Source organism: Arthrobacter sp. BC5 (genome assembly GCF_056680255.1).
Genome location: NZ_CM155273.1, coordinates 1,371,939 through 1,397,100 on the forward strand (window position 1 = coordinate 1,371,939; position 25,162 = coordinate 1,397,100).

Here is a 25,162-nt window from a genome sequence, read left to right on the forward strand (position 1 = left end):
CCAGTTCGGACCCGGTCGAGTACCCGCCGACCGGTGACACGAACGGTTGCTTCCACTGTGGGTAGGGGGCGTCTATATTTTAGGTATCAGTACCCTTACTACTTGCACCCAGCGTCGGTTGCAAGACTGGAACGGTGAATCTCATGACGACAATCGATCACGGGCGGAGCCTGCGCACGAGCGGTTCCCCTTTCACCCTCGCGGACCAGGGCGAAGCACCCTTCTGCCCCCGGTGCCGCACCGACGAATACCTGATCTTCGAGGAGTTCGTCCCCGCTCGGCAGGCGGAACACTCCACCGATCTCATCCCGGCGAGCGCGAGCTACACCTGCTCCGAGTGCGGCCTGTTCAACGCCCACGCGGTGCCCGCGTCCTGGCGACCGCCGCAGTGGTTCTGGTACAGCTGACGGTCCTCCCGGCGGCACCACGAGCCGGGCGCTGCGCCACGACGGCGATGTCGGACGCCTGGCTGTCCTCCGTCCCGGGGACCCGGCGCGACGAGGACGGGACGCTCCTGCCCGAATACGTCCGGGGACTCGGGGCGATGTACGTCCAGGATCCGCGATTCGCGGCGAACTACGGCGGCGCGGGCGGGGCCGAATTCATGCGCGCCGCGCTCGTGGCCTGGCTCACGCGCTCCTCCTGAGTGCCTGGCGGAGCGGTTCCGTCCTCGGGGGGGCTCCCCTGCACGACGACGGTGTTCCCCCGTGGCGTCACCGGTGCGGCCCGGGACCAGGACAGCCTGACCGTGATGCAGGTCGTGATCGCCTGCGGCGCGCCCGAAGCGGTCACGGATTTCGCTGCGCAGGGGAAACGTTGCTCCTATGCTTGGGGCATTCCGGCGCTGCAGTCCTTCCCCGCGTCGGCGCCCGCAGAACCCGTAGTGAGGAGTGGAAGCATCGTCGTGACGACGGACAGCAGCGCGGATGAGCAGGGCGTGGCGAGACAGGTGGCCGATGCGGCCGAACAGGCCTCCGATACGCGTGCCCTGGACGTCGCCGCACGGTTCGGCTTCGGAGCCCTCGCTGCAGTGCACATCCTGATCGGTGCGATCGCCCTACGCCTGGCTTTCGGAGGCTCGGGGGAGGCCGAGCCGACAGGGGCCCTCGAGGAGGTCGCCGAGGGCCGGCTGGGGCCGCCCATCATGTGGCTCGGAGCCGTGGGCTGTGCGGGTCTGGCGCTGTGGCAGCTCAGTGAGGCGACCGTGCGCGCACGCCATCTCACGGGTGGCCAGCGCCTCGGCAAGCACATCTCGTCCGGTTCACTCGTCATCATCTACGGGTCCATGGCCGGGACCTTCGCGCGCTTCGCCCTGGGGGACGGCCCTGATTCCTCCGAATCCACCGTGGACTTCACCCGGTCCCTGCTCACCTCGGGGGTGGGGGTGCTCCTCGTGTTCGTGGCGGCGGGTGTAGTGCTCGGGATCGGGGTGCATTTCGTCGTCAAGGGGGTGCGGCGGGGATTCCGTCCCGAGCTGCGCGCCTTCGAGAACACGGCCGGCGGCCGGGTGATCAACGCGCTCGGCGTCGTGGGACACGTGGCGAAGGGGATCGCGCTCCTCCTCGTCGGCGGCCTCTTCGTCATCGCAGGCCTGGACCGTCGCCCGCAGGAGTCGACGGGGCTCGACGGAAGCCTCAAGGCACTCCAGTCACACCCCGTGGGGGTGTATGTGCTGACGGCGATCGCTGTCGGGCTCATCTGCTACGGGATCTTCGCCGTCGTCCGCGCCGTCTTCGGGCGCATGTGAGGGGGCGGTGAGCCCGCGCACGGGCCCACGCCCGGCGGAGCGGTCCGGGTCGAAGCACTGCCGGTCCTGCGGCCGGCGCATGGAGTGGCGGAAGAAGTGGGAACGGACGTGGGACTCGGTGCTCTACTGCAGTGACGCCTGCCGTGCCCGCAAGGTGAGAACGATCGATGCGGAGCTCGAGGCCTGGCTCCTCGCGCGCCTCCGGAGCCTGCCGCACGGGCAGGGCGTAGATCCCGGAGAGGCCGCCCGGGCCCTCGGCCAGGACGGTGGGCGGCTGTTGGGTGAGCCCGCCCGGAGCGCCGCCCGCAGGCTCGTGAACCTGGGGGTCGCGGACATGGTGCAGCATGGCGCCGTCGTCGATCCGTCGACGGCGAAAGGGCAGGTGTCCCTGCGCCCACGCCGCTGACGGGTGGTGCGTCTAGGTCAGCGTCGACACGGTGCTCGGCGCGCTGGTGACGGGCACGAGGCGGGTGAGTTGGGTGACGTGCCTGGGTTCGAGTTCGCCGAGGTGGGAGACGCCGAGGAGGCGCATGGTGCGTTCGATCTCGTCCCGCAGGATGGCGATGGTCCTGTCGACGCCGTCGCGGCCGCCGGCCATGAGTCCGTAGAGGTAGGCGCGGCCGATGAGGGTGAATTTCGCCCCCAGGGCGATCGAGGCGACGATGTCGGCTCCGTTCATGATGCCGGTGTCGACCATGATCGTGGTGTCGGAGCCGACTTCCTTCACGACCTGCGGCAGGAGGTGGAAGGGGATGGGGGCGCGGTCGAGTTGGCGGCCGCCGTGGTTGGACAGGATGATGCCGTCGACGCCCATGTTGACCAGTCGTACGGAGTCCTCGACGTTCTGGACTCCCTTGATGAGGATCTTGCCGGGCCACAGGTCGCGGATGATGGCGAGGTCGTCGTAGCTGATGGTCGGGTCCATGGCTGCGTTCAGCAGGTCCCCCACGGTGCCGCCGGTGTCGGTCAGGGACGCGAATTCGAGTTTCGGGGTGGTGAGGAAGTCGACCCACCACCAGGGGCGGGGGACCGCGTTGAGGATGGTTCCGATGGACAGCTGGGGCGGGATGGAGAATCCGTTGCGCTTGTCGCGGAGCCGGGCGCCGGCCACGGGCGTGTCGACGGTGAACATGAGGGTGTCGAAGCCGGCTTCGCCGGCGCGGCGCACGAGGTCGTAGGAGATCTCCCGCTGGCGCATGACGTACAGCTGGAACCAGTTGCGCCCGGTGGGGTTGGCCGCCTTCACGCCCTCGATCGAGGTGGTCCCGAGCGTGGACAGGGTGAAGGGGATGCCCGCTGCTGCGGCTGCGCCGGCACCCGCTGTCTCGCCCTCCGTCTGCATGAGGCGGGTGAATCCGGTGGGTGCGATGCCGAACGGGAGGGCACTGGGTCCACCGAGGATCTCCACCGAGGTGTCGACGTGCTCGGCCGGGCGGAGGATCGAGGGGTGGAACTCGATGTCCTCGAACGCCTGTCGGGCGCGGGTCAGCGACAGCTCACCCTCGGCGGCGCCGTCGGTGTAGTCGAAGGCGGCTTTCGGGGTACGGCGTTTGGCGATCGTGCGCAGGTCCGCGATGGTGAGCGCCGACTGCAGGCGCCGCTTCTTGCCGTTGAGCTCGAATTTCCTGAACTGCATCAGCTCGAGCATCTCGGCTGGAACGGGAAGTTGGCGCTTGGTCACGGAGTGATCCTTTCGACGTCGGTCGAGGTGCTGGAGGGGGAGCGGGGGAAGGCAGGGGAGTTCTCAGCGAGCCGGGGCGTCATGAAGATAGCCCATCGGGGCGGAAGGCGCACCTGGTGGCAGTGCCGGCCGGCCGGAGGGCTCGTACCGGACCGCGCTGGTGGCGGCGCACGCGGCTTCCCGGATCCCGGTCAACCCGGGGCCGGCGGCTACCAGCCCGGCTGCACGCGCCTGGACGAGGATGTTGCCGAGAGCCGTGGCTTCCACGGGGCCCGCCAGGACGGGAACGTGGGTCCGGTCCGCCGTCAGTTGGCACAGCAGGGCGTTCTGTGACCCGCCGCCCACCACGTGGATGACGTCGATGGCCTGGCCGGACAGCCGGGCGGCATCCTGCAGGGTGCGGGCGTAGGCATCGGCGAGGCTGTCCAGGATGCACCGCACCGTGGCCTCCCGTGAGGACGGCGCCTCCTGCCCCGTTGCCAGCGCAGCCCTGCGGATGCGGGCGGGCATGTCGTCGGGGGCGAGGAACTCCGTGCTGTCGGCGTCGATGGTGGGTCCGCCGCCGGGCAGTTCCGCCGCTGCGGCCAGCAGGCCCGTCAGGTCCGGTTCGGGGCCCTCGATGCCCCACTCCCGCAGGCACTCCTGCAGGAGCCAGAGGCCCCCGGTGTTACGGAGGTACCGGATGGTGCCGTCGACGCCGCGCTCGTTCGTGAAGTTCGCCGCGCGGCTCTCGTCGGTGAGGATGGGGGCGTCGAGTTCCACGCCCACGAGTGACCAGGTCCCCGAGGAGATGTAGGCGAAGCCCGGCGAGCTCGCGGGTACCGCGGCGACGGCAGATGCCGTGTCGTGTGATCCGACGGCGACCACCTGAGTGGACCCGGGCAATCCCGTGGCCACGGCGATCTCCGGAAGAAGCGTACCGACGACGGCGCCGGGTTCCACGAGCGGCGGGAAGAGGTCCGGCGCCAGGCCGAGTGGTGCGAAGAGATCGGTGGCCCAGGTACCGGTGGCGGCGTCGAGCAGCCCCGTGGTCGACGCGTTCGTGGCCTCGGTGCGGCGCTCGCCGGTCAGTCGGTAGGCGAGCAGGTCGGGGATGAGCAGTGCCTGGACCGCGTCCAGGGACCGCTCGGCCGCCAGCTGGTACACCGTGTTGAAGGGCAGGAACTGCAGGCCCGTGCGGGCGTACAGCCGTTCCGGCGGCAGCGACGCGTGCACGACGCCGACGCTCGCCTCGGTCCGTCCGTCCCGGTAGCTGAACGGCAGGTGGCGGAGCGTGCCGGCGCCGTCGACCAGGCCGTAGTCCACCGCCCAGGTGTCGATCCCGATGCTCGCGACGGCGTCCCCGGCCAGGGCGGCCGCCTCGGCAGCCGCCCTGAGCCCCACGAGGACCTCGCCGAACAACGCCTCGACGTCCCAGCGCAGGGCACCACCGAGGAACTGCACGCCGTTGGGGAACCGGTGCACCGTGACGAGTTCCGGACCGGCATCCGTCAGCTTCCCGAGGATCACGCGTCCGGAGGACGCCCCGATGTCGACGGCGGCGAAGACTGCTCCGGAACCGACGCCCATGTCAGCGCAGGAACGCGGCGGCGACGCCCGCGTCCACGGGGATGTGCAGGCCGGTGGTGTGCGAGAGTTCGGCGGAGGTCAGGACGGCGACGGCGTTGGCTACGTTCTCCGGCAGCACCTCGCGCTTGAGCAGGGTGCGCTGCGCGTAGTACTCGCCCAGCTTGTCCTCCTCCACGCCGTAGACCGCGGCCCGCTTGGCGCCCCAGCCGCCGGCGAAGATGCCGGAGCCGCGGACCACGCCGTCGGGGTTGATGCCGTTGACGCGGACGCCGTATTCGCCGAGTTCGGCCGCGAGGAGGCGGACCTGGTGTGCCTGGTCCGCCTTCGTGGCGCTGTAGGCGATGTTGTTGGGGCCGGCGAACACGGAGTTCTTCGAGGAGATGTAGATGATGTCCCCGCCCATGTCCTGGTCGATCAGCACCTTCGCCGCGGCCTGCGACATGAGGAAGGAGCCCTTCGCCATGACGTCGTGCTGCAGGTCCCAGTCCTTCTCGGTGGTCTCCAGGAGCGGCTTGGAGATCGACAGGCCGGCGTTGTTCACCACCAGGTCGAGCCCGCCGAAGGCCAGCACGGCGGCCTGCACGGCCTGGCGTACCTGGGCAGGGTCGGTGACGTCGGCCTGCACGCCGATGGCGACGTCGGAACCACCGAGCTCCTCGGCGACCGAGCTCGCGCTCTCGATGTTCAGGTCCGCGATGACCACGCACGCACCCTCGGCGGCCAGCCGTGTGGCGATGGCCTTGCCGATGCCCGACGCCGCGCCCGTCACCAGGGCGATCCGCCCGGCGTGGGACTTGGGCTTCGGCATCCGTGCGAGCTTGGCCTCCTCGAGGGCCCAGTACTCGATGCGGAACTTCTCGCTCTCCTCGATGGGGGAGTAGGTGGAGATGGCCTCGGCGCCGCGCATCACGTTGATGGCGTTGAGGTAGAACTCCCCGGCCACCCGTGCGGTCTGCTTGTTGGCACCGAAGGAGAACATCCCGACGCCGGGCACCAGCACGATCGCGGGGTCCGCGCCGCGCATGGCGGGGGAGTCCGCCGTGGCGTGGCGGTCGTAGTACGCGGCGTAGTCCGCCCGGTACTCGGTGTGCAGTTCGCGCAGGCGCAGCAGGCAGCTCTCGACGTCGGCGTCCGCCGGGAGGTCGAGGACGAGCGGCTTGACCTTGGTGCGCAGGAAGTGGTCCGGGCAGCTCGTGCCGAGCGCGCCGAGGCGGGGGTGCGCGGCGGAGGCCAGGAAGTCGAGCACCCTGGGGTCGTCGGTGAAATGGCCCACCTGGGCCCTGTCCGTGGAGGCGAGGCCCCGGATGGTCGGGGCCAGGGCGGCGGCCTTGGCCCGGCGCTCCTGCTCGGGCAGTGCCGCGTAGCCCTCGAGGGCGGGGCCGAAGGGCTCGGCCCTGCCGTGCTCGGCGATGTACCGTTCAGCCGTCTCGATGATCTCCAGCGAGTTCGCCTCGGCCTCGGCGGACGTGTCGCCCCAGGCGGTGATGCCGTGGCCTCCGAGGATCGTGCCGATGGCCTCGGGGTTGGCCTCCTTGATGGCGGCGATGTCGAGCCCGAGCTGGAAACCGGGACGGCGCCAGGGCACCCAGACGACCCTCGAGCCGAAGATCGTGGCGGTGAGTGCCTCGCCGTCGGCGGCGGTCGCGATGGCGATGCCCGAGTCGGGGTGCAGGTGGTCCACGTGCGCGGCATCGACGAGCCCGTGCATGGCGGTGTCGATGGACGGCGCCGCCCCGCCCTTGCCGTGCAGCGTGTAGTCGAAGGCCGCGACCATCTCGTCCTCGCGCTCCACGCCCGGGTAGACGCCCTGCAGGGCCCTCATCCGGTCGAGCCGCAGGACGGCGAGCCCGGACTCCTTCAGGGTGCCGAGGTCTCCGCCGGAGCCCTTGACCCAGAGCAGTTCCACGTCCTCGCCGGTGGCCGGGTCGAAGCCGGTGCCCTTCGCCGAGGTGTTGCCGCCGGCGTAGTTCGTGGTCCGCTTGTCGGCGCCGAGCCTGTTGGAGCGCTCGATGAGGTCGGTCACCGTCGGGTTCGTGGTGGCGTTGGTCGCGAGCCCTGTCGTCGTCGTCATGGTCATGCTCCCCATCCGGCCTGCTGGCCGCCCTGTCGTTCGCTGTTGATCCGTTCCTGGTAGCCGCTCTCGCGGAAAGCCGCCAGGGGGTCCGCGGGGAGCCCCTTCGACTCGCGCCAGGCGGCGAGGCCCGGGCGGACGTCCGTGTAGAAGGCGTCCATCAGGATGGCGTTCGCGGCCAGCACGTCGCCCGATTCCTGTGCGGCGGCCAGCGCAGGCCGGTCGATGAGCAGGGCACGGGCCGTCATCTCCTGCACGTTCAGCACGGAGCGGATCTGGCCGGGGATCTTCTCCTCGAGGTTGTGGCACTGGTCCAGCATGAGGGCGATCCCGCTGGAGGGGTCGAGGCCGCCACCGCGGACCACCTCCGCCATGATGCGGAACAGCTGGAACGGATCCGCAGCACCGACGATCAGGTCGTCGTCCGCGTAGAAGCGCGAGTTGAAGTCGAAGGATCCCAGCTTCCCGAGCCGGATCAGCTGCGCCACGATGAATTCGATGTTGGTCCCGGGGGCGTGGTGTCCGGTGTCGAGGCAGACGAGGGCCTTCTCGCCCAGCTGCAGGCAGTGAGCATAGGAGGTTCCCCAGTCGGGAACGTCCGTGTGGTAGAACGCCGGCTCGAAGAACTTGTACTCCAGCACCAGTCGCTGGTCCTCGCCGAGGCGGTCGTAGACCTTCCGCAGGGATTCCTGCAGCCAGTCCTGGCGCGACCGCATGTCGGCCTGGCCGGGGTAGTTGGAGCCGTCCGCGAGCCAGATCTTCAGGTCGCGGGAGCCGGTGACGTTCATGACCTCGAGGCACTCGTACATGTGGTCGATCGCCTTGTTCCGCACCGCGGCATCGCTGTGCGTGAGGCTGCCGAACTTGTAGTCGTCGTCCTGGAACGTGTTGCTGTTGACGGTGCCCAGCCGCATGCCGTGCTCGGCCGCGTGGTCGGCGAGGATGCCGTAGTCATCCACCTTGTCCCACGGGATGTGCAGGGCCACACTCGGGGCCAGACCGGTCAGCCTGTTGACCACGCCCGCATCCGCGATCTTCTCCTGCACGGTGCGCGGCGTGCCCGGAGTGGCGAACACCTTGAAGCGGGTCCCGGAATTGCCGTAGGCCCACGAGGGCACTTCGATGGCGAGCTGCTCCAGCTCCGCCGAGATGTCGTCGATGACAGTCATGTACTCTCTCCAGCTCGGATGGCGACCGGGTGCTCCATCACACCTCGGGCCGCGATTTCTCGGGATCTTCCTCCGCCCCGGACGGGTCGGGAGAGGGAAGCAGAATTGCCGCGCCATTGAATCGTTTCATTGACACGTTTCAAAGCTATCCTTGCCCTAGACGAGTGTCAACAGTCCTGCCGGTGCCGCAACCGAGACCGGACACGAGCTTCGAGGGATTCATGGACAGCCGCGCAGTCAGCATCAAGGACGTCGCCGACCGGGCAGGCGTGGCGATCGGTACGGTCTCCAACGTGCTCAACCACCCCGCGCGTGTCTCCGCTGCCACGCGGGAACGCGTGCAGGGGGCGATCGACGAGCTCGGTTTCGTGCGCAACGACGCCGCCCGGCAACTGCGGGCGGGCCAGAGCCGCACCATCGGCCTCATCGTGCTCGACGTCGGGAACCCCTTCTTCTCCTCCCTGGCGCGTGCCGCGGAGGACTGCGCCGCCGAGAACGGCAGCACGGTGGTGCTGGGGGACAGCGGCCAGGATGCCGGGCGTGAGGCGAGGTACATCGACGTCTTCGAGCAGCAGCGCGTGCAGGGCATGCTCATCTCGCCGGTCGGAGACGTAGGCCCCCGCGTCGATGCGCTGCGCAGGCGCGGCATGCCCGTGGTGCTCGTGGACCGCGTCGATCCGCAGCGCCACTGCAGTTCGGTGTCCGTGGACGACGTCGCCGGCGGCTACATGGCGGTCCGGCACCTGCTCGCGGCGGGGCGGCGGCGGATAGTCTTCGTCGGGACCAGGGCGGACTACCGCCAGGTGGCGGACCGGTTGACGGGCGCGCGCCAGGCCGTCGAGGAGCACGACGGTGCGGTACTGGAGGTCGTCGAGGCGGATGCCATGACGGTCCTCGCGGGCCGCGACGTCGGCGAGGCGATCGCGCAGCGCCGTGCGGGGAAACTCCCCGATGGCATCTTCTGCGCCAATGATCTCCTCGCCATCGGCGTCATGCAGGCGGTCCTGCTGATCCGCGGCCTCCGGATCCCCGAGGACCTGGCGCTCATCGGGTACGACGACATCGACTTCTCGGCCTCCGCCGTCGTCCCGCTGACGAGTGTCCGGAAACCCACGGAGCTCATGGGGCGCATGGCCGTCGAACTCCTCCTCGAGGAGATCGAGCGGCCGGCCTCGCAGCGGCGTCAGGTGATCTTCGACCCCGAGCTCGTGGAACGCGGAAGCACGAGTGCGCTCGCTCCGGTCCCGGCAGGGCCCGCCACCGGGTGAGTTCGAACTGGCACCTCGGCGAGTATTATGAAACGATTCAACCCCGCCCGACGTCACCGGCGGCCGCAGGACGAAAGGAAACTCAGCCGATGGAACGCGTGTGCTTCCAGTTGCAGGTCCGGCCCGAGCTCATCCCCGAGTACCGGAAGCGCCACGCGGCGATCTGGCCCGAGATGGCGCGTGCGCTCAAGGACACCGGGTGGAACAACTACTCCCTGTTCCTGCGCCCTGACGGCCTGCTGATCGGATACGTGGAGTGCGAGGACTTCGCGGCGTCCCAAGCGGCCATGGCCGGCACCGGGGTCAATGCCCGATGGCAGGCGGAGATGGGGCCGTTCTTCGTGTCGCTCGAGGGGAGGCCCGACGAGGGCTTCCTGCGGCTGGACGAGGTCTTCCACCTCGAGGACCAGCTCTAGGCCGAGGGAGCGGCCCGCGGCCGACCGCCGCGGCCCCCGCCGGGTCAGGGGTTGACGGTGATCCTCGGGATCGACGCCGTGACCAGGGAACCGTCGGCGCGGCGGCTCCCTTCGATGTCGCTGGTGGTGGGTGTTCCGGTCAGGCGCGGTCCCTGGCCGTCGAGACCGACCGTCACCGGGGCTCCGGCGGTCACCCGGACGGTGCGGCCACGCACCGAGACCGTCGCCGAATCGCCCGTCTCCACCGTCAGGGTGAGGGCGTCCTGCATCACGTCCACGCGCACCCGGGTACCGAGGAGGGTGACGTGGAAGCTCACGCGCGTCCAGCCCTCCGGCAGTCGCGGCTCGAAGGTGATCCGGCCGCCGTGATCGCGCATGCCGCCGAAACCGTAGACGAGGGCGCTCCAGACCCCGCCGGTCGAAGCGACATGGATGCCGTCCGACGTGTTGCGGTGGAGGTCGGCGAGGTCGACGAACAGGGCGGACATGAAGTACTTGAGGGCGAGGTCGTGGTACCCCACCTCAGCGGCGATGATCGACTGGACGACGGCGGACAGGGTCGAGTCGCCCGTGGTCAGGGCCTCGTAGTACTCGAAGTCGGAGCGCTTCTGCGCCATGGTGAACTCGTGCCCCTGGAGGTGGAGGGCGAGGACGACGTCGGCCTGCTTGAGTACCTGGAAGCGGTAGATCACGAGCGGGTGGTAGTGCAGCAGCAGGGGCCGCTTGCTCGGAGGAGTGTTCTCGAGGTCCCACAGCTCCTTCTCGAGGAACGCCGCGTCCTGGGGGTGGATGCCCGCCCGCTCGTCGAAGGGGATGTGCATCCTGGCCGCGGCGTGCGTCCACTCGGACAGCTCGTCCTCCCGCAGGTCGAGGCGCGCGACCATGAGTTCGTAGGCGGCGGGATCGACGGCCCGGAGTGATCCGACGGCGTGCACCGCGGAACGCAGATTGGCTCGCGCCATCACGTTCGTGTACAGGTTGTCGTTCACCACGGTCGTGTACTCGTCGGGCCCCGTCACGCCATGGATGTGGAAGTTGTCATCGCCGTTGCTGCGCCAGAACCCCAGATCGGCCCACATCCTCGCGGTCTCCACGAGAATGTCGATCGCGCCGCGGTTGAGGAAGTCGTTGTCTCCCGTCGCCGCCACGTACTGCATGAGGGCATAGGAGATGTCCGCGTCGATGTGGTACTGGGCGGTGCTCGCCGCGTAGTACGCGGACGACTCCTGGCCGTTGATCGTGCGCCACGGGAACAGTGCGCCGCGCTGGTTCAGTTCGGCTGCACGCGCCCGTGCAGGCTCGAGCATCGACTGCCGGAAGCGGAGGGCGTTCCGTGCGACGCCGGGCGCGGTGTAGCTCAGGAAGGGCAGGACATAGACCTCGGTGTCCCAGAAGTAGTGCCCGCCGTAACCGGATCCGGAGACGCCCTTCGCGGCGATGCCACCGCCGTCCGTGCGGGCCGTGGACTGGGCGAGTTGGAAGAGGTTCCACCGGACGGCCTGCTGGATGACCGGCTGGCCCTCGACCTCGACGTCGGAGCGGTGCCAGTAGTCCGCCAGCCAGTCGCGCTGGTTCCGGAAGTGCTCAGGCAGCGCGGTCTCACGCGCGCGATCGAGGGTGCGGCTGCAGCGGTCGGCGAGCTCACGCACCGGGACGGCGCGCGCGGTGTGGTACGTGACGTGCTTCACGAGGCGGACGGGCCGGCCCGGCTTCGCCTTGACCCGGTACACATGCTTCGCGAGGTCGTCCTCGATGTGGGACGTCGCATCCCACTCGTTGTCCGTGTCCAGGTCGTGTTCGATCCCGCAGGCAATCGTCATCTGCGAGTTCGTCGTGCTGTAGCCCAGCAGGTAGCGGGAGCCGACAACGCGCTTGAGGCGCGGCTGGAGGACCCGGTCACGGAACGATTCGGCCTTCCGCGGATCGAATGCCCCGCCCTCCGGGAGGAGGTTGACCTGATACTCGTCCACGCCGTCCTGGCGGTTGAGGATCTGGCTGGAGAGGAGGATGGACGCCTCGGAGTCGAGCATCTCCACCTCGTAGTCGATGATCGCGAGATGCCTGTCGGTGAGCGATACCATGCGGCGGGATCGGATGAGCACGCGCTTGCCCGAGGGGGTCCGCCACTCGACCTCGCGCGTCAGGACGCCGTCGGCGAAGTCGAGGCGGCGTGAGTGCCGCAGGATGTCGGCCTCCGTCAGGACGAAGGGCTCGTCGTCGACGTACAGGCGGATGATCTTCGCATCGGGGGCGTTGACGATCGTCTGTCCCACCCGCGCGAAGCCGAAGGCCTCCTCCGCATGCTGGATGGGCCACGTCTCGTGGAAACCGTTGATGAACGTGCCGTAGGCGTGCCCGTCCCTGCCTTCGTCGAGGTTGCCCCGCATGCCGAGGTACCCATTGCCCACGGCGAAGAGCGTCTCGTTGTGGCCCTGCTTCCCGGCATCGAATCCGGTCTCGACGAGTGCCCACTCGTCGACGGGGAAGCGGTTGCGGTCGACGGGGTCTGTGGTGATGAGGTTCATGGGAAGTCCTGGGTGTCCGGGGAGCGGGGGCGTTGGCAGAACTCAGGGGGCGGGGAGGAGGGGGACCAGCTCGGCGAGGTCCTCGACCACCAGATCGGCGCCGTGCGCCAGCAGCGTCTCCGCGCCCACGCCGCGATCGACGCCGATGACGAGTCCGAACCGACCGGCCCTCCCGGCGTCGATCCCCGACGGCGCGTCCTCGACGACCGCGCAGGCAGAGGCTGGAAGCCCCAGGAGGCCGGCGGCGTGGAGATAGGTGTCCGGTGCCGGCTTGCCCGCCATGCCGCGTTCCATCGAGAGCAGGCCGTCGACGACGACCCCGAAGCGGTCGCTGAGCCCGGCAGCCTTCAGGACGGCGACGCCGTTGCGTGAACTCGTGACCACCGCCATCTTCACGCCGCTCGCTGCGGCGGCGTCGAGCAGCTTGACGGAACCCGGGTACGCGGTGACGCCCCGGTCCTGGAGCGTCTCGTTGAAGGTCCTGTTCTTCCGGTTGCCCAGCCCGAAGACGGTCTCGAGCTCCGGTCCGTCCTCGGGATGTCCCTCCGGCAGGGAGATGCCGCGCGAGGCGAGGAACGCGCGCACACCGTCGTAGCGGGGCCTGCCGTCGATGTAGGTGAGATAGTCCTCGTCCGTGTAGGCCTGATGGTGCCCCTTCGACGCCAGGAATGCGCCGAACAATCGCGACCACGCTTGCCGGTGGACGTCGGCCGTGGGAGTGAGGACGCCGTCGAGGTCGAAGAGCAGCGCCTCGAGGGATGCGAGGCGGGTCGAGGCTGGGGACTGGGGCACGGCGCGGCAGCTTTCCGAGGTGGGGTGATGGCATTCCTTCCGCGCGCGCGGAAGGAATGGGTCGAGGACGGTCGCCATCGACGAGGAGGGGAAAGGTGAGGGCCGGATCCGGGCAGGAGGCCTTTCGCGGATCCGCCCGAACGGGGAGTCTCCGAAAGGCTCAGTCTAGCCTTCGATGGACCGGCGATCCGACCGGCCCATGGCTCTTGCGCTTATCGTCGTCCGTGCTCATCGGCCGGGACTCGCCGCGCCACGTGCAGCAGGGTGACGGCAAGGATTCCCGCCACCGGGCTCCACAGAATCCGTTCCAGACGGGATCGTGATGCCAGGTTTATCACGGTGCCCACGGCCATCAGGCCCGAGGCGCCCGTCAGGACGCGACGCCTCGTCGTCGCGCCGGGGCCCCTGCCGAGCGTGACCAGGGCCAGCGCGGCATAGGCGATCGAGGAGATGGTGCTTACCGTCCGGTACCTGACGGGCAGGGAACCCCGGTGGGAGCCTCCATAGGCGGCCCTTCCCCACGGCGCTCCGGACGCCAGCGCAGCCTGGAACGCCGCGACGACGGCGAGGAGGAGGGCAGCGAGGACAGTGGGGCCTCTGGGCGCCGGGGCGGGGGAAGGAGGTCGGCTCATGCTTGGATCGTAGCGACCCGCGCCGTGCCGACGCCGGATCGACGCGGCGCACAGCCTGTAGCAGGCAGCCGCCCGCCGCCGGAGCGGTTGCCGGAGACGCGCGCGGCTGGAGGCGGAGCAGCCGGCTCCGTCAGTAGCTCGCTGGGGAACCCCCGGACGGCGGGACGAACGCGGCGGCGAGGGCTTCGGACCCGCGGGCGAGGAGGGCGACGTCGGCGCCGACGAGGAGGAAGCGGGCGCCGGCGTCCAGATAGCCCCGCGCGATGACCGGGCTGAACGCATTGACGCCGGCCGGCTTCCCGGCGAACCGGGCTACTGAGAGGCAGTGCTCTACGGCGGCGCGCACGTCCGGATGTTCCTGCTGCCCGAGCAGGCCCATGGACGCGGCCAGGTCGGAAGGACCCAAGAAGATCGCGTCCACGCCGTCGACCGTGAGGATGTCCTCCACCGCCTCGACGGCGGTCGCCGACTCGATCTGCACCGTGAGGCTGATCGTCCGGGAGGCAGCCGCGAGGTAGTCGGGGATCCTGTTCCAGCGGGCCGCGCGGGCCAGCGCCGAGCCGACCCCGCGGACGCCCTCGGGGGGATAGCGAGTGGCGGCGACGGCTGCTTCGGCATCGGCCACCGTGTTCACCATCGGGATCAGGAGGTTCTGGACGCCCAGGTCGAGGTACTGCTTGATGAGCACGGTGTCGTTGACCGGCGGTCGGACGAGGGCCTGCACCGGGTATCCGTGGACGGCCTGCAACTGGGCGAGGATCGATTCGAGCCCGTTGGGACTGTGCTCGGCGTCGATGAGGAGCCAGTCCAGCCCGGATCCGGCGCAGACCTCGGCGACGAGCGGGCTGCCGGAGCACACCCACATGCCGGCGAGCGCCCGATCCGCGGCAGCGAGGTCGCCGGCGAAGGTGGGTCCTAGTCGAAGCGGCATGTCACAGCTCCCAGTGGTCCGTAGTCGGCGTGGACGGTATCGCCTTCGTAGACCCACAGGGGTCGGGTGAAGGAGCCGGCGAGGATGATGTCCCCGGCCTTCAGGCCGTCGCCGTGGGCGGCGATCTTGTTGGCGAGCCAGTGCACGCCGGCAGCCGGGTGGTCGAGTACCCCGGCCGCCACGCCGGTCTCCTCCACGACCTGGTTCTTGTAGAGGATGGCGGACACCCAGCGCAGGTCGACGGCGTCGGGTCGAACCGGGCGCCCGCCGACCACCATGGCGCCCATCGCCGCATTGTCCGCGATGGTGTCCACGATGGTCCGGCCGTCCATCTCGATCCTCGAGTCCAGGATCTCGAGCGCGGGGACCACGTACTCGGTCGCCCTGAGCACGTCGAAGATCGTGCAGCCCGGTCCGGCGAGGTCGTGCTTGAGGACGAAGGCGAGCTCGACCTCGACGCGGGGGTGCGCGTACCGGCGCCACTCGACCGAGCAGCCCGTCTCGAACACCATGTCGTCGAAGATGGCGCCGTAGTCCGGTTCCGCGATGCCGGTTGCCGCCTGCATCGCCCGCGAGGTGAGGCCGATCTTCCGCCCGACGAGCCGGCGGCCCGCCTCCTCGTTGCGCTGCCGCCACACCCTCTGGACGGCGTAGGAGTCCTCCACCGTCATGCCCGGGTAGCGCGCGGTGAGCAGGGGGACGGGCGCGCGCGTTCGGGCGGCGTCGAGCAGTTCATCGGCGATCCGGCTGATGGTCCGGGGATCGAGCATGGGGGTCCTCCTGCGGGTCTCAGAGCTGGGCGCCGAGTTTGAAGCCCTCGGCCGCGCCGCCGTCGTCCCGGCGGGTGTAGGAGAAGCCGTCAGCGCCGACGGTGACGGCCATTTCGCTGCGCTCGTCCCGCTCGGTGACCGGCTGCGGGGTGCCGTCGAGGTCCAGCACGAGGGACGCCTCCGTGTACCAGGACGGCACCACGGCGTTGCCCCACCAGTCACGGCGCTGGTTGTCGTGGACGTCCCACGTGATGGTGGGATTGTCGGGGTCCCCGGTGTAGTAGTCCTGGCAGTAGATCTCGATGCGGTGACCGTCCGGGTCGAGGATGTAGAGGTAGAAGGCGTTCGAGACGCCGTGGCGTCCGGGCCCGCGCTCGATGCGGTCGCTGATGCGCAGGGCGCCCATCTTGTCGCAGATCTGGATGATGTTGTGCTTCTCGTGCGTGGCGAACGCAACGTGATGCATGCGGGGACCGTTGCCGCCGGTCAGCGCTGTGTCGTGCACCGTCTGCTTGCGGTGCATCCACACGGCGTAGGTCACGCCGTCGGAGTCCTGGATGTCCTCCGAGACCCGGAAGCCCAGGTCCTCGAGGTACGCCCGGCCACGCGGCACGTCCGGGGTGACCTGGTTGAAGTGGTCCAGGCGCACCAGTTCACCCGCGGAGTACAGGTCGTAGCGCTGCGTGAGGCGCTCCACGTGCTGCACGTCGAAGAAGAACTCATAGGGGAACCCCAGCGGATCCTCGACGCGGACCGAGTCGCCGACGCCCTTCGTGAAGCCTCCCGTGCGGCGTTCGGTGCGGCAGCCGAGCTCACGGTAGTAGGCCTCGGCGACATCGACCTCGGCAGGCGACTTCACGCGGTACGCGAAGGCCGCGACGGCAGCGATCGGACCCTTGCGCAGCACGAGGTTGTGGTGGATGAACTCCTCGAGGGAACGCAGGTAGATCGCACCGTCGTCCTCCTCGGTGACGTGCAGGCCGAGCACGTCCACGTAGAACTCCCGTGAGCGGGCGAGGTCGGTGACCACGATCTCCATGTACGCGCAACGGACGATGTCCGGGGCGGGGACCGAGGGCGCGGGGATGGGCTGGGCCATGGCGTTCTCTCTTCGTCGAGCGGGCGGGGTGTCAGCCTTCGTTGGCTGCGGAGTCTGCGATGCTGCCGAACTTCGGCGTGTGGACGGTGCCGAGGGTGATGTGCACGGCCTGCTGGTCGGTGTAGAAGTCGATGGAGCGGTAGCCGCCCTCGTGGCCGAGGCCGGAGGCCTTGACCCCGCCGAAGGGCGTGCGGAGGTCGCGGACGTTGTGGCTGTTGAGCCACACCATGCCCGCCTCGACGCTCTGCGCGAAGGTGTGGGCCCGGGTCAGGTCCTTCGTCCACACGTAGGCCGCGAGCCCGTACTTCGTGGTGTTCGCGAGTGCCAGGGCCTCGGCGTCGGTGTCGAAGGGCGTGAGGGCGACGACGGGACCGAAGATCTCCTCCTGGAAGATCCGCGCATCCGGCACCACGTCGGCGAAGACCGTGGGGGCGATGTAGTTGCCCTCCGGGAGGTGCTCCGGGCGGCCACCGCCGGCGAGCAGGCGCCCTTCGGTCTTGCCGATCTCCACGTAGGAGGCCACCTTGGCGTAGTGCTCGGGGTGCACCAGCGCCCCGACCTCGGTGGCCGGGTCGTGCGGGTCGCCGACGACGATGGCCTTCGCCCGCGCGGCGTACTTCTCGCAGAACTCGTCGTACACGGCGCGCTCGACGAGGATGCGGGAGCCGGCTGTGCAACGCTCGCCGTTGAGCGAGAACACCCCGAAGAGGGCCGAGTCGATCGCCGCGTCGATGTCCGCGTCGGCGAAGACGACGCAGGGGGATTTCCCGCCGAGCTCCATCGACAGCCCCTTGAGGTGATCCGCAGCGTTGCGGAAGATCGTCCGGCCGGTGGTGGTCTCCCCGGTGAAGGAGATCAGCGGGACGTCGGGGTGCTTCACGAGGGCGTCGCCGGCCTCCTCCCCGAGCCCGTTGACGAGGTTGAAGACGCCGTCGGGCAGGCCCGCGTCCTGGAAGATCTGAGCCCACAGGGACGCGGAGAGGGGCGTGAACTCGGCCGGCTTCAGGACCACGGTGTTCCCGGTGGCCAGGGCCGGTGCGAGTTTCCAGGACTCGAGCATGAAGGGCGTGTTCCACGGCGTGATGAGCCCGGCGACGCCGATCGGCTTGCGGTTCACGTAGTTGATCTGCGAGCCCGGCACCTTCATGGCGTCGTCGAACTGGGCGACGATGAGGTCCGCGAAGAAGCGGAAGTTCTCCGCCGCACGCAGCGCCTGGCCCTTCGCCTGGGTGATGGGCAGGCCGGTGTCGAAGGTCTCGAGTTCGGCGAGCCGGTCCTCCTGGGCCTCCACGGCGTCGGCGATCCGGTTGAGCACACGGGCACGCTCCCGGGGCTTCATCCTCGGCCACGGTCCGTCGGTGAAGGCCTCCCTGGCAGCGGCCACCGCGAGGTCGATGTCCTCCTTCTGCCCGGCCGCGGCGGTGGCGTATGCGGTGTTGGACACGGGGTCCAGGACCTCGAACGTCTCCCCGCCCACGGAGTCGACCAACCGGCCGTCGATGTAGTGCCGGAGGGCAGACGGCAGTCCCTCCGGGATGCGCTGCCGGGTTACTGCCGCTGCTGGTGCACCGGGGATCGTCATGAGTGGTCCTGACCGTGGGGGTGGGCGGTGTCACGTGCGCCTCCGGGAGCGCCGTCGTGGGTACGGTGGTGCGTGAGGTAGGCGTCGAGGGTGGCGCCGCGGTGGCGCCGGGCCGCCCACTCGATCGTGGTGGCATCGGCTCCCGAGTCGATCAGGGCCAGCAGTTCCTCGTGTTCCTCGACGGATTCGCGCGCGCGCTCCGGCACGGAACGGAAGGTCGAGGACCGCAGCGATGCGAGCCGGTTCCACCCGCGGTGCACCAGGTCCAGGATGTGAGGATTGGGGCAGCGCTCGAAGAGGATGGCGTGGAAGTCCTGGTTCAGGCGGGTGAAGCGCAGGGGGTCGAAGTCCTGCAGGCAGGAGCGCATCTCCTCGTTGACCGCACGGGCGCGCGCGATGTCCCCGGCGCCGATCAGCGGTGCGGACAGCGCCGTCGCGGCTCCTTCGACGAGGCTCAGGGTCTGCATCGTGTAGAGGTATTCGGTGGGGTCGATCCCTGCGACGGTGGCCCCGACGTTCCGCTGGAAGGTGACCAGGCCCTCGGCTTCGAGGCGGCGGATAGCCTCACGCACGGGCACCACGCTGACTGCCAGATCCTGAGCGATCGCAGCGAGGACCAGACGATGCCCGGGCGGATAGCTGCCCCCCACGATCCGCTGCTTGACGGCGTCGTAGGCCTGCTGCGACTTGCTGGCTCCCGAGGGGGCGTCGCCGGAGCTGCCGGCCGGCTCAGTCATCGGCGTGTCCCTCGCGCCACTGATCGTAGCGCTCCCGCCAGGCGGCGTTCAGCGGGTACAGGCCGTCCACGCCGTGGCCGCCGGCCACCATCTCGGCGATGAACGCCTCCTCGCGTTCCTGTGCGAGGGCGTCCTCGGCCAGTTCTGCCGCGAGGGCGGGCGGGATCACGAGGATGCCGTCGGCATCGGCCACGATGATGTCGCCGGGCTGGACGGTCGTGCCGCCGCAGGCGATGGTGACGTCCGTGTCCCAGGGGATGTGGCGCCGCCCCAGCACGGCGGGGTGCGGATTGGCATAGAAGGTCGGCATGTCCAGGGCCGCTACCGCGGTGATGTCCCGGACGCCTCCGTCCGTGATGATCGCCGCGGCGCCCCGCACCTGGGCGCGGAGGGCCAGGATGTCCCCGACGGTGCCGGTGCCCTTCTCTCCGCGGGCCTCCATGACGAGGATCTCGCCCCCGTCCACGGTGTCGATGGCGCGCTTCTGGGCGTTGTAGCCCGCGCCATGGGCGGCGAAGAGGTCCTCGCGGTTCGGCACATAGCGGAGGGTGCGGGCGGTGCCGACCACGCGCCGGCCCGGCTGCGTGGAGGTCAGGCCGTCGATGCTGACGTTGTTCAGGCCGCGCTTCCGGAGCTGGGAGGAGAGGGTGGCGGTGGAGACCTGCCCGAGCTTCTCCCTGAGTCCGGGTGTGAGGACCCCGCGCGGCCCCGCTGGTTCGCTGAGCCCTGCCGCTTCGCGGGAGCCGTAGGCCTCCTCGCGCTGGAGGTCGTCGACCTTCGGGCGGGCACCGAACGCGGCCAGCGGCGTCGTACCCTCGCTGACCGTGGTGGCCAGACGCCCCGTGGAGAGGCCGCCGGAGACCACCTCGACCTCCAGCAGGTCGCCCGGACGGGCGACCGACGCTCCCGCCGGCGTGCCGGTGAGGATGATGTCGCCGGCTTCGAGCGTGAGGAGCTGCGACAGGTCGGCGAGAAGCCGGGCGAACGGGAAGAGGAGGTCGGCGGAGGTGTCGTCCTGCACCAGGGCGCCGTTGTGCCAGGTGCGGATCCGGAGCGCGGCGGGGTCGACGTCGGACGCCGGGATCAGGCGGGGGCCCACCGGGGTGAAGCCGTCCCCGCCCTTGGATCGCAGGTTGGATCCCTTGTCCGCGTAGCGCAGGTCGTACACTCCGAGATCGTTGCCGGCCGTGACCCATCGGACGTGGCTCCAGGCCGTCTCGAGGGGGACCCTGCGGGCGGGGGTGCCGATGACGAGGACGATCTCGCCCTCGAAGCCGAGCAGCTCGCAGCCGGCGGGACGTTCCACGGTCGAACCGGACAGAGCCAGGGACGACGGCGGTTTCAGGAAGTACGACGGTTGGTCGGGCGTGCGTCCACGCTGGGCGGCCCGGCTGGGGTAGTTGAGGTGGACCGCGACGACCTTGCGGGCTGCGGCCAGGACGCCGTCGTCGAGCAGATCCACCCGTTCCTCCTCATTGAGTACGAAATCGTATACGAAGAGTAGGTGGGCGTTCCCGACACGTCAAGGGCGGCGCTGGTCCTGCAGTCCTGCACCCGGCGAGGCTCCGGAGCGCAGATCGATCCCACCGCTGCCATGGTGGTGGGGCCCGGTCCGTGGTGGAATGAGCACCCGAAGGTTCCGTCCGGCCCGTGCACCGGGGACGAGGCTTCAGCTCCGCGTCCGACACGGGCTCCGACTAGGGAGACACCCATGGCCGACCGCACCGCACGCACCCACCCCTCGAAGCGCGCCACCCGCAAGCGGTGGAGCGACCTGACGGACAGGCAGAAGGCGAGGGTGATGATCCTCGCCTCCGTGCAACTGTCCCTCGCCGCCACCGCCTGGGCGGATCTGGCAACCCGTCCCCGGGAGGCGGTCAACGGCTCCAAGGGCATCTGGGCTGCCATCATCGCGATCAACTTCGCCGGCCCGGTCGCGTACTTCTGGAAGGGCATCCGACGCTGAGATCCCCGACCGGCGGCCGGTTCGAAGCGGAGGCCGCTGCCCCTCGTCCTGCCCGTGACTGACGCTCGTGGGCAGGACGTTGAGTACCGCCGCCCTCCCGGCTACCATCGCCCTACAAAAGCAGAACGGCGTGTTCGATTATCGAACGAGCAGGCAGCGGCACAACCACGATGGAGTGAGGCCAGCCCGTGCAATTCCACCACCACGGCTATGTGTCCGGCGATCCCCGCGTCCAGCCGGCCGCCGGGGTCGGCCTGACCCGTCCGACGGAACTCCCGGACGAGGTCGACGTCCTCATCGTGGGTACCGGACCGGCGGGGATGATCGCCGCAGCGCAGCTCTCGCAGTTCCCGGGCATCACCACGCGCATCGTGGAGCGACGCCCGGGCAGGCTCGTCATCGGCCAGGCGGACGGGATCCAGGCCCGCAGCGTCGAGACCTTCCAGGCCTTCGGGTTCGCCCGCCGCATCATCGACGAGGCCTACCGGATCGTCGAGATGGCGTTCTGGAAGCCGGACCCCCAGGACCCCTCGCGCATCATCCGCACGGCCCGTCCGGATGACGACCCGACCGGCATCAGCGAGTTCCCCCACCTCATCGTCAACCAGGCCCGGGTCCTCGACTACTTCGCCGAGTTCATGAAGAACGCACCCACCCGGATGGAACCGGACTACGGCGTCGAGTTCGCCGGCCTGACAGTCGACGACGGGTACGAGTACCCCGTCCGCGTCTCCGTCGTCGACACCACGCGCGGGGGTGCCGAGCGCATCGTGCGCGCGAAGTACGTGGTCGGTGCCGACGGCGCCCGCAGCAGGGTGCGGCAGGCGATCGGCTGCACGCTGGCGGGGGACCAGGCCAACCACGCCTGGGGGGTGATGGATGCCCTGGCGGTCACCGACTTCCCCGACATCCGCCGCAAGTGCGCCATCCAGTCGGGGGCGGGCGGCAGCATCCTGCTCATTCCGCGCGAGGGCGGCCACCTCTTCCGGATGTACGTGGATCTCGGCGAGGTAGACCCCGCGGACAACGGAGCCGTCCGCAGCACGACGGTGGAACAGATCATCGCGAAGGCGAACCGGATCCTCAGCCCGTACACGCTCGACGTGCGCAACGTCGCCTGGCACAGCGTCTACGAGGTGGGCCATCGCCTCACGGACAGGTTCGACGACGTCCTGCCGGAGCAGAGGGGAGAGCGCACCCCGCGCGTCTTCATCACGGGCGATGCCTGCCATACCCACAGCGCGAAGGCGGGCCAGGGGATGAACGTCTCGATGCAGGACGGCTTCAACCTCGGCTGGAAGCTCGGCCACGTGCTCGAGGGCCGCAGCCCGGAGAGCCTGCTGGCGACCTACTCCGCCGAGCGCCAGGTCGTGGCGAAGGACCTCATCGCATTCGACCGGGAGTGGTCCATGCTGATGGCGAAGAAGCCCGAGGAGTTCGCCGACCCCTCGGAGCTCGAGGACTTCTACGTGCAGACGGCGGAGTTCCCGGCGGGCTTCAGAACCCAGTACGCGCCGTCCGTGCTGGTCGCCGAGCCCACGCACCAGGACCTCGCGGGGGGCTTCCCGATCGGCAAGCGCTTCAAGTCCGCTCCCGTGGTGCGCGTCTGCGACGGCGTGCCGATGCACCTGGGCCACCACGCGACGGCGGACGGGCGGTGGCGCATCTATGTGTTCGCGGACCGGGCGGAACCCGGGACGGCATCGGGAGTGGCGGACTTCGCCGCATGGCTCGGCGGTGCCGCCGACTCGCCCCTCGCTGCCACACCCCGGGGAGCCGATCGGGACGCCTGGTTCGACGTGAAGGTGATCTACCAGCAGGCCCACACCCAGGTGGATATCGGGCAGGTACCCCGGGAGTTCAAGCCCGCGGTGGGGCCCTTCGGGCTCACCGACTACGAGAAGGTGTACGCCGCGGACCCGGCCGCGGACATCTTCGACCTCCGCGGGATCGACCGCACCGGCGTCGTCGTCGTGGTCCGCCCGGACCAGTACGTGGCGCACGTGCTGCCCCTGGCCGACGCCGCAGGCCTTGCCCGCTTCTTCGCCCCACTGCTGCCGCCGCGGTCGGAGCGGAGATCCGCGCGGGCGTCGGCCTGACATGCGGGCCTCGGACGAGGGCCGGACAGCGACGGCGGCTGTCCCGGCGTCCCAGACGCTGTCCCGCGGCATCCGCGCCCTGGAGATCCTTGCCGGCGCGCCGGACGGCCGGACGACGGCGGAGATCGCGGATGCACTGGGTGTCCACCGCTCCATCGCCTACCGGATCCTGCGGACGCTCGAGGAGCATGCGCTCATCGTGCGGGACGCGGGCGGGAGGTTCCAGGCCGGGCCCGGGCTCGTGAACCTGGCCAGGGGAGTGGCACCCCGGCTGCAGGCGGCCGCACTCCCGGAGCTCACGGCGGCGGCGGCCGACCTGCAGATGACGGCGTTCATCGCCGTGCGGGACCGGCGCCACTGCGTCACCCTGGTGGCCGTGGAGCCGCCGCACGGCGAGGGGACCCTCGTCCAGCGGCCGGGCTCACGCCACCGGTTCGACGCCGGCGCTCCGGGTATCGCCATCCAGTCGGCGCTGGCGGAGGCCTCCTGGCAGCGCCTCGCACCGGGCGAGCCGTACCGGGAGGAGTCGAGGATCGCCGCCGCCACCGGCTATGCGGTCAGCAGGGACGAGGTGATTCCGGGCGTGAGCTCCGTCGCCGCACCGATTCGCGTCCGCGGGCAGCTTCCTGCCGCGCTCGCCGTCGTCTACCTCCGCAGCGACCGAAGCGTGGAGGAGATCGGTGCCCGCGTCGCCCGGGCCGCCCGCGCCGTCGAAGCCGTCCTGTGATGTCCTGTCGCCACCCCTGACCCACGCTGCCAAGGAGTCCCCATGCCCGCTCTTCCCCTGCGAGCCGATCCCGCCGATCCCGCCGCCCTCGACGTCGAGGAGACGTGGTCGCGGGACCACATCGAGTCCGTCCAGCTCGAACGGCTTCGGTCCACGCTCGCCCATGCCTACGCACGCGTACCCCTGTACAGGAGGAAGTTCGACGACGCGGGCGTCCACCCGGAGGACCTGCGTGAGCTGACGGACCTGGCCACATTCCCGTTCACCACCAAGGAGGACCTCCGCAGCACGTACCCGTTCGGCATGTTCGCCGTGCCGCAGTCCCAGGTGGCGCGGATCCACGCGTCGTCGGGCACCACGGGTCAGCCGACCGTCGTCGGGTACACCACGGGGGACCTGGACCGCTGGGCCTCGCTGGTGGCGCGGTCGCTGCGCGCCTCCGGCGTGAGGGCGGGCTGGAAGGTCCACAACGCGTACGGGTACGGGCTCTTCACCGGCGGGCTCGGTGCCCATGCGGGCGCGGAGCGGCTCGGCTGCACGGTCATCCCGGTCTCCGGTGGGCAGACCGAGCGGCAGGTCCAGCTCATCCGGGACTTCGAACCGGACGCGATCCTCGCCACGCCCACCTACCTCCTGACGATCCTCGACACGATGGCCGCTGCGGGCATGGACCCGACGGCGACGTCGCTGAGGACCGCGGTCCTCGGGGCCGAACCGTGGACCGAGGGCATGCGCCAGGAACTCGAGGGACGGATGGGATTCGACGCCTGCGACATCTACGGGCTGTCCGAGGTCATGGGACCCGGTGTCGCCGGTGAGTGCGTGGAGTCCAAGGACGGCTCGCACCTCTGGGAGGACCACTTCCGCCCGAGATCCTCGATCCCTTCACGGAGATCGTGCTCGACGACGGCCAGGCGGGCGAGCTCGTCCTCACCTCCCTGACGAAGGAGGCACTGCCGATCATCCGCTACCGCACACACGACCTCACCCGCCTGCTGCCCGGTACCGCGGCCGGGCATGCGCCGGATGGAGCGCATCACGGGCCGGAGCGACGACATGGTGATCGTGCGCGGGGTGAACCTCTTCCCCACGCAGGTCGAGGAGCTCGCCCTGCGCATCCCGGCCCTGAGCCCGCACTTCCAGCTCGAACTCACCCGCCCGGAGGGGCAGCGCATGGACCAGCTGACCATCAAGGTGGAGCCGCGGGAGGGGGTCACGGCCGCGGACGCCGCAGCGGCCGCCGTGGAGCTGCGGTACCAGGTGAAGGCCCAGATCGGCTCGACCTGCGCCGTCACCGTCGTCGAGCAGGGCTCACTCGTGCGGTCCAGCGGGAAGCTCAGGCGGATCTACGACCTCCCTCCCCGCGCCTGACCCGCACCGG

22 protein-coding genes and 1 pseudogene are annotated in these 25,162 nt (G+C 69.9%); 10 read left to right on the top strand and 13 right to left on the bottom strand.

From position 1 onward, the window contains the following. The first annotated feature begins 143 nt into the window (after positions 1 to 143). The 4 genes from AC1MFI_RS06255 (at position 144) to AC1MFI_RS06270 (ending at position 2,153) form a co-directional block, all read left to right on the top strand. A complete protein-coding gene (locus tag AC1MFI_RS06255; RefSeq protein WP_479820253.1) occupies positions 144 to 407 on the top strand; it encodes a hypothetical protein in 264 nt (87 codons plus the stop codon). Next, on the top strand, positions 389 to 646 hold the full coding sequence (locus tag AC1MFI_RS06260; protein WP_479820254.1) for a TipAS antibiotic-recognition domain-containing protein: 258 nt from the start codon (positions 389 to 391) through the stop codon (positions 644 to 646). The genes AC1MFI_RS06255 and AC1MFI_RS06260 overlap by 19 nt, the downstream gene beginning before the upstream one ends. A 258-nt stretch (positions 647 to 904) precedes the next feature. Continuing rightward, on the top strand, positions 905 to 1,747 hold the full coding sequence (locus AC1MFI_RS06265; RefSeq protein WP_479820255.1) for a DUF1206 domain-containing protein: 843 nt from the start codon (positions 905 to 907) through the stop codon (positions 1,745 to 1,747). A gap of 7 nt (positions 1,748 to 1,754) precedes the next feature. Then, the gene (locus AC1MFI_RS06270) at positions 1,755 to 2,153 is read left to right on the top strand and encodes a DUF2256 domain-containing protein (protein WP_479820256.1); all 399 of its coding nucleotides are present in this window, start codon (positions 1,755 to 1,757) and stop codon (positions 2,151 to 2,153) included. A 12-nt stretch (positions 2,154 to 2,165) separates the two neighbouring features. On the opposite strand, the gene AC1MFI_RS06275 is transcribed toward AC1MFI_RS06270, so the two are convergent. From AC1MFI_RS06275 to rhaI, 4 genes are all read right to left on the bottom strand, one after another. Then, the gene (locus AC1MFI_RS06275) at positions 2,166 to 3,428 is read right to left on the bottom strand and encodes an alpha-hydroxy acid oxidase (RefSeq protein ID WP_479820257.1); all 1,263 of its coding nucleotides are present in this window, start codon (positions 3,426 to 3,428) and stop codon (positions 2,166 to 2,168) included. 63 nt (positions 3,429 to 3,491) lie between these two features. Beyond that, positions 3,492 to 4,997 carry a rhamnulokinase gene (locus AC1MFI_RS06280; protein WP_479820258.1) on the bottom strand — a complete coding sequence of 502 codons (1,506 nt, stop codon included), beginning with the start codon at positions 4,995 to 4,997 and terminating at the stop codon, positions 3,492 to 3,494. Between the two features lies 1 nt (position 4,998). After that, positions 4,999 to 7,068: a bifunctional aldolase/short-chain dehydrogenase gene (locus AC1MFI_RS06285; protein WP_479820259.1), complete on the bottom strand. Its 2,070-nt coding sequence runs from the start codon at positions 7,066 to 7,068 to the stop codon at positions 4,999 to 5,001. Positions 7,069 to 7,070: 2 nt separating this feature from the next. Then, positions 7,071 to 8,237, bottom strand: coding sequence for an L-rhamnose isomerase (gene rhaI / locus AC1MFI_RS06290; protein ID WP_479820260.1), 1,167 nt, complete (start codon positions 8,235 to 8,237; stop codon positions 7,071 to 7,073). A gap of 221 nt (positions 8,238 to 8,458) precedes the next feature. On the opposite strand from rhaI, the gene AC1MFI_RS06295 reads away from it, so the two are divergent. Both AC1MFI_RS06295 and AC1MFI_RS06300 read left to right on the top strand, forming a co-directional pair. Next, the gene (locus AC1MFI_RS06295) at positions 8,459 to 9,505 is read left to right on the top strand and encodes a LacI family DNA-binding transcriptional regulator (protein WP_479820807.1); all 1,047 of its coding nucleotides are present in this window, start codon (positions 8,459 to 8,461) and stop codon (positions 9,503 to 9,505) included. 89 nt (positions 9,506 to 9,594) lie between these two features. Continuing rightward, positions 9,595 to 9,921, top strand: a complete 327-nt coding sequence (locus AC1MFI_RS06300) for an L-rhamnose mutarotase (protein ID WP_479820261.1) — start codon at positions 9,595 to 9,597, stop codon at positions 9,919 to 9,921. A 44-nt stretch (positions 9,922 to 9,965) separates the two neighbouring features. Here the strand turns inward: AC1MFI_RS06300 and AC1MFI_RS06305 are convergent, their stop codons facing one another. From AC1MFI_RS06305 to AC1MFI_RS06345, 9 genes are all read right to left on the bottom strand, one after another. Next, positions 9,966 to 12,446 carry a glycoside hydrolase family 65 protein gene (locus AC1MFI_RS06305; protein ID WP_479820262.1) on the bottom strand — a complete coding sequence of 827 codons (2,481 nt, stop codon included), beginning with the start codon at positions 12,444 to 12,446 and terminating at the stop codon, positions 9,966 to 9,968. Between the two features lie 42 nt (positions 12,447 to 12,488). After that, the gene (locus tag AC1MFI_RS06310) at positions 12,489 to 13,238 is read right to left on the bottom strand and encodes an HAD family hydrolase (RefSeq protein ID WP_479820263.1); all 750 of its coding nucleotides are present in this window, start codon (positions 13,236 to 13,238) and stop codon (positions 12,489 to 12,491) included. A 212-nt stretch (positions 13,239 to 13,450) separates the two neighbouring features. Then, positions 13,451 to 13,870: a hypothetical protein gene (locus AC1MFI_RS06315; RefSeq protein ID WP_479820264.1), complete on the bottom strand. Its 420-nt coding sequence runs from the start codon at positions 13,868 to 13,870 to the stop codon at positions 13,451 to 13,453. A 130-nt stretch (positions 13,871 to 14,000) separates the two neighbouring features. After that, positions 14,001 to 14,801, bottom strand: a complete 801-nt coding sequence (locus AC1MFI_RS06320; protein WP_479820265.1) for an HpcH/HpaI aldolase family protein — start codon at positions 14,799 to 14,801, stop codon at positions 14,001 to 14,003. Then, a complete protein-coding gene (hpaH, locus tag AC1MFI_RS06325) occupies positions 14,786 to 15,571 on the bottom strand; it encodes a 2-oxo-hept-4-ene-1,7-dioate hydratase (RefSeq protein WP_479820266.1) in 786 nt (261 codons plus the stop codon). Before hpaH ends, AC1MFI_RS06320 begins: the two co-directional genes overlap by 16 nt. Positions 15,572 to 15,590: 19 nt before the next feature. Beyond that, on the bottom strand, positions 15,591 to 16,670 hold the full coding sequence (gene hpaD, locus AC1MFI_RS06330) for a 3,4-dihydroxyphenylacetate 2,3-dioxygenase (protein ID WP_479820267.1): 1,080 nt from the start codon (positions 16,668 to 16,670) through the stop codon (positions 15,591 to 15,593). 31 nt (positions 16,671 to 16,701) lie between these two features. Continuing rightward, the gene (hpaE, locus tag AC1MFI_RS06335) at positions 16,702 to 18,252 is read right to left on the bottom strand and encodes a 5-carboxymethyl-2-hydroxymuconate semialdehyde dehydrogenase (protein ID WP_479820268.1); all 1,551 of its coding nucleotides are present in this window, start codon (positions 18,250 to 18,252) and stop codon (positions 16,702 to 16,704) included. Next, positions 18,249 to 18,989, bottom strand: a complete 741-nt coding sequence (locus AC1MFI_RS06340; RefSeq protein ID WP_479820269.1) for a GntR family transcriptional regulator — start codon at positions 18,987 to 18,989, stop codon at positions 18,249 to 18,251. Before AC1MFI_RS06340 ends, hpaE begins: the two co-directional genes overlap by 4 nt. After that, the gene (locus AC1MFI_RS06345; RefSeq protein ID WP_479820270.1) at positions 18,982 to 20,451 is read right to left on the bottom strand and encodes a fumarylacetoacetate hydrolase family protein; all 1,470 of its coding nucleotides are present in this window, start codon (positions 20,449 to 20,451) and stop codon (positions 18,982 to 18,984) included. Before AC1MFI_RS06345 ends, AC1MFI_RS06340 begins: the two co-directional genes overlap by 8 nt. A 249-nt stretch (positions 20,452 to 20,700) precedes the next feature. On the opposite strand from AC1MFI_RS06345, the gene AC1MFI_RS06350 reads away from it, so the two are divergent. The 4 genes and pseudogenes from AC1MFI_RS06350 to AC1MFI_RS06365 all read left to right on the top strand — a co-directional run bounded on the left by AC1MFI_RS06350 (position 20,701) and on the right by AC1MFI_RS06365 (position 25,152). Continuing rightward, positions 20,701 to 20,955 (top strand): hypothetical protein, encoded by a 255-nt coding sequence (locus tag AC1MFI_RS06350; protein WP_479820271.1) that lies wholly within the window; start codon positions 20,701 to 20,703, stop codon positions 20,953 to 20,955. Positions 20,956 to 21,143: 188 nt separating this feature from the next. Further along, complete coding sequence (locus tag AC1MFI_RS06355; protein ID WP_479820272.1) at positions 21,144 to 23,054, top strand: FAD-binding monooxygenase; 1,911 nt, start codon at positions 21,144 to 21,146, stop codon at positions 23,052 to 23,054. Position 23,055: 1 nt separating this feature from the next. Beyond that, a complete protein-coding gene (locus AC1MFI_RS06360; RefSeq protein WP_479820273.1) occupies positions 23,056 to 23,781 on the top strand; it encodes an IclR family transcriptional regulator in 726 nt (241 codons plus the stop codon). 42 nt (positions 23,782 to 23,823) lie between these two features. Further along, positions 23,824 to 25,152 (top strand): annotated as a pseudogene (locus AC1MFI_RS06365) (AMP-binding protein). Positions 25,153 to 25,162: the final 10 nt, after the last annotated feature.

Coding starts and splice junctions, on each gene's coding strand:
- AC1MFI_RS06255 (WP_479820253.1), top strand. CDS start 144: ATGACGACAATCGATCACGGGCGGAGCCTGCGCACGAGCGGTTCCCCT.
- AC1MFI_RS06280 (WP_479820258.1), bottom strand. CDS start 4,997: ATGGGCGTCGGTTCCGGAGCAGTCTTCGCCGCCGTCGACATCGGGGCG.
- AC1MFI_RS06285 (WP_479820259.1), bottom strand. CDS start 7,068: ATGACGACGACGACAGGGCTCGCGACCAACGCCACCACGAACCCGACG.
- rhaI (WP_479820260.1), bottom strand. CDS start 8,237: ATGACTGTCATCGACGACATCTCGGCGGAGCTGGAGCAGCTCGCCATC.
- AC1MFI_RS06295 (WP_479820807.1), top strand. CDS start 8,459: ATGGACAGCCGCGCAGTCAGCATCAAGGACGTCGCCGACCGGGCAGGC.
- AC1MFI_RS06300 (WP_479820261.1), top strand. CDS start 9,595: ATGGAACGCGTGTGCTTCCAGTTGCAGGTCCGGCCCGAGCTCATCCCC.
- AC1MFI_RS06305 (WP_479820262.1), bottom strand. CDS start 12,446: ATGAACCTCATCACCACAGACCCCGTCGACCGCAACCGCTTCCCCGTC.
- AC1MFI_RS06315 (WP_479820264.1), bottom strand. CDS start 13,870: ATGAGCCGACCTCCTTCCCCCGCCCCGGCGCCCAGAGGCCCCACTGTC.
- AC1MFI_RS06320 (WP_479820265.1), bottom strand. CDS start 14,801: ATGCCGCTTCGACTAGGACCCACCTTCGCCGGCGACCTCGCTGCCGCG.
- hpaH (WP_479820266.1), bottom strand. CDS start 15,571: ATGCTCGATCCCCGGACCATCAGCCGGATCGCCGATGAACTGCTCGAC.
- hpaD (WP_479820267.1), bottom strand. CDS start 16,670: ATGGCCCAGCCCATCCCCGCGCCCTCGGTCCCCGCCCCGGACATCGTC.
- hpaE (WP_479820268.1), bottom strand. CDS start 18,252: ATGACGATCCCCGGTGCACCAGCAGCGGCAGTAACCCGGCAGCGCATC.
- AC1MFI_RS06340 (WP_479820269.1), bottom strand. CDS start 18,989: ATGACTGAGCCGGCCGGCAGCTCCGGCGACGCCCCCTCGGGAGCCAGC.
- AC1MFI_RS06350 (WP_479820271.1), top strand. CDS start 20,701: ATGGCCGACCGCACCGCACGCACCCACCCCTCGAAGCGCGCCACCCGC.
- AC1MFI_RS06360 (WP_479820273.1), top strand. CDS start 23,056: ATGCGGGCCTCGGACGAGGGCCGGACAGCGACGGCGGCTGTCCCGGCG.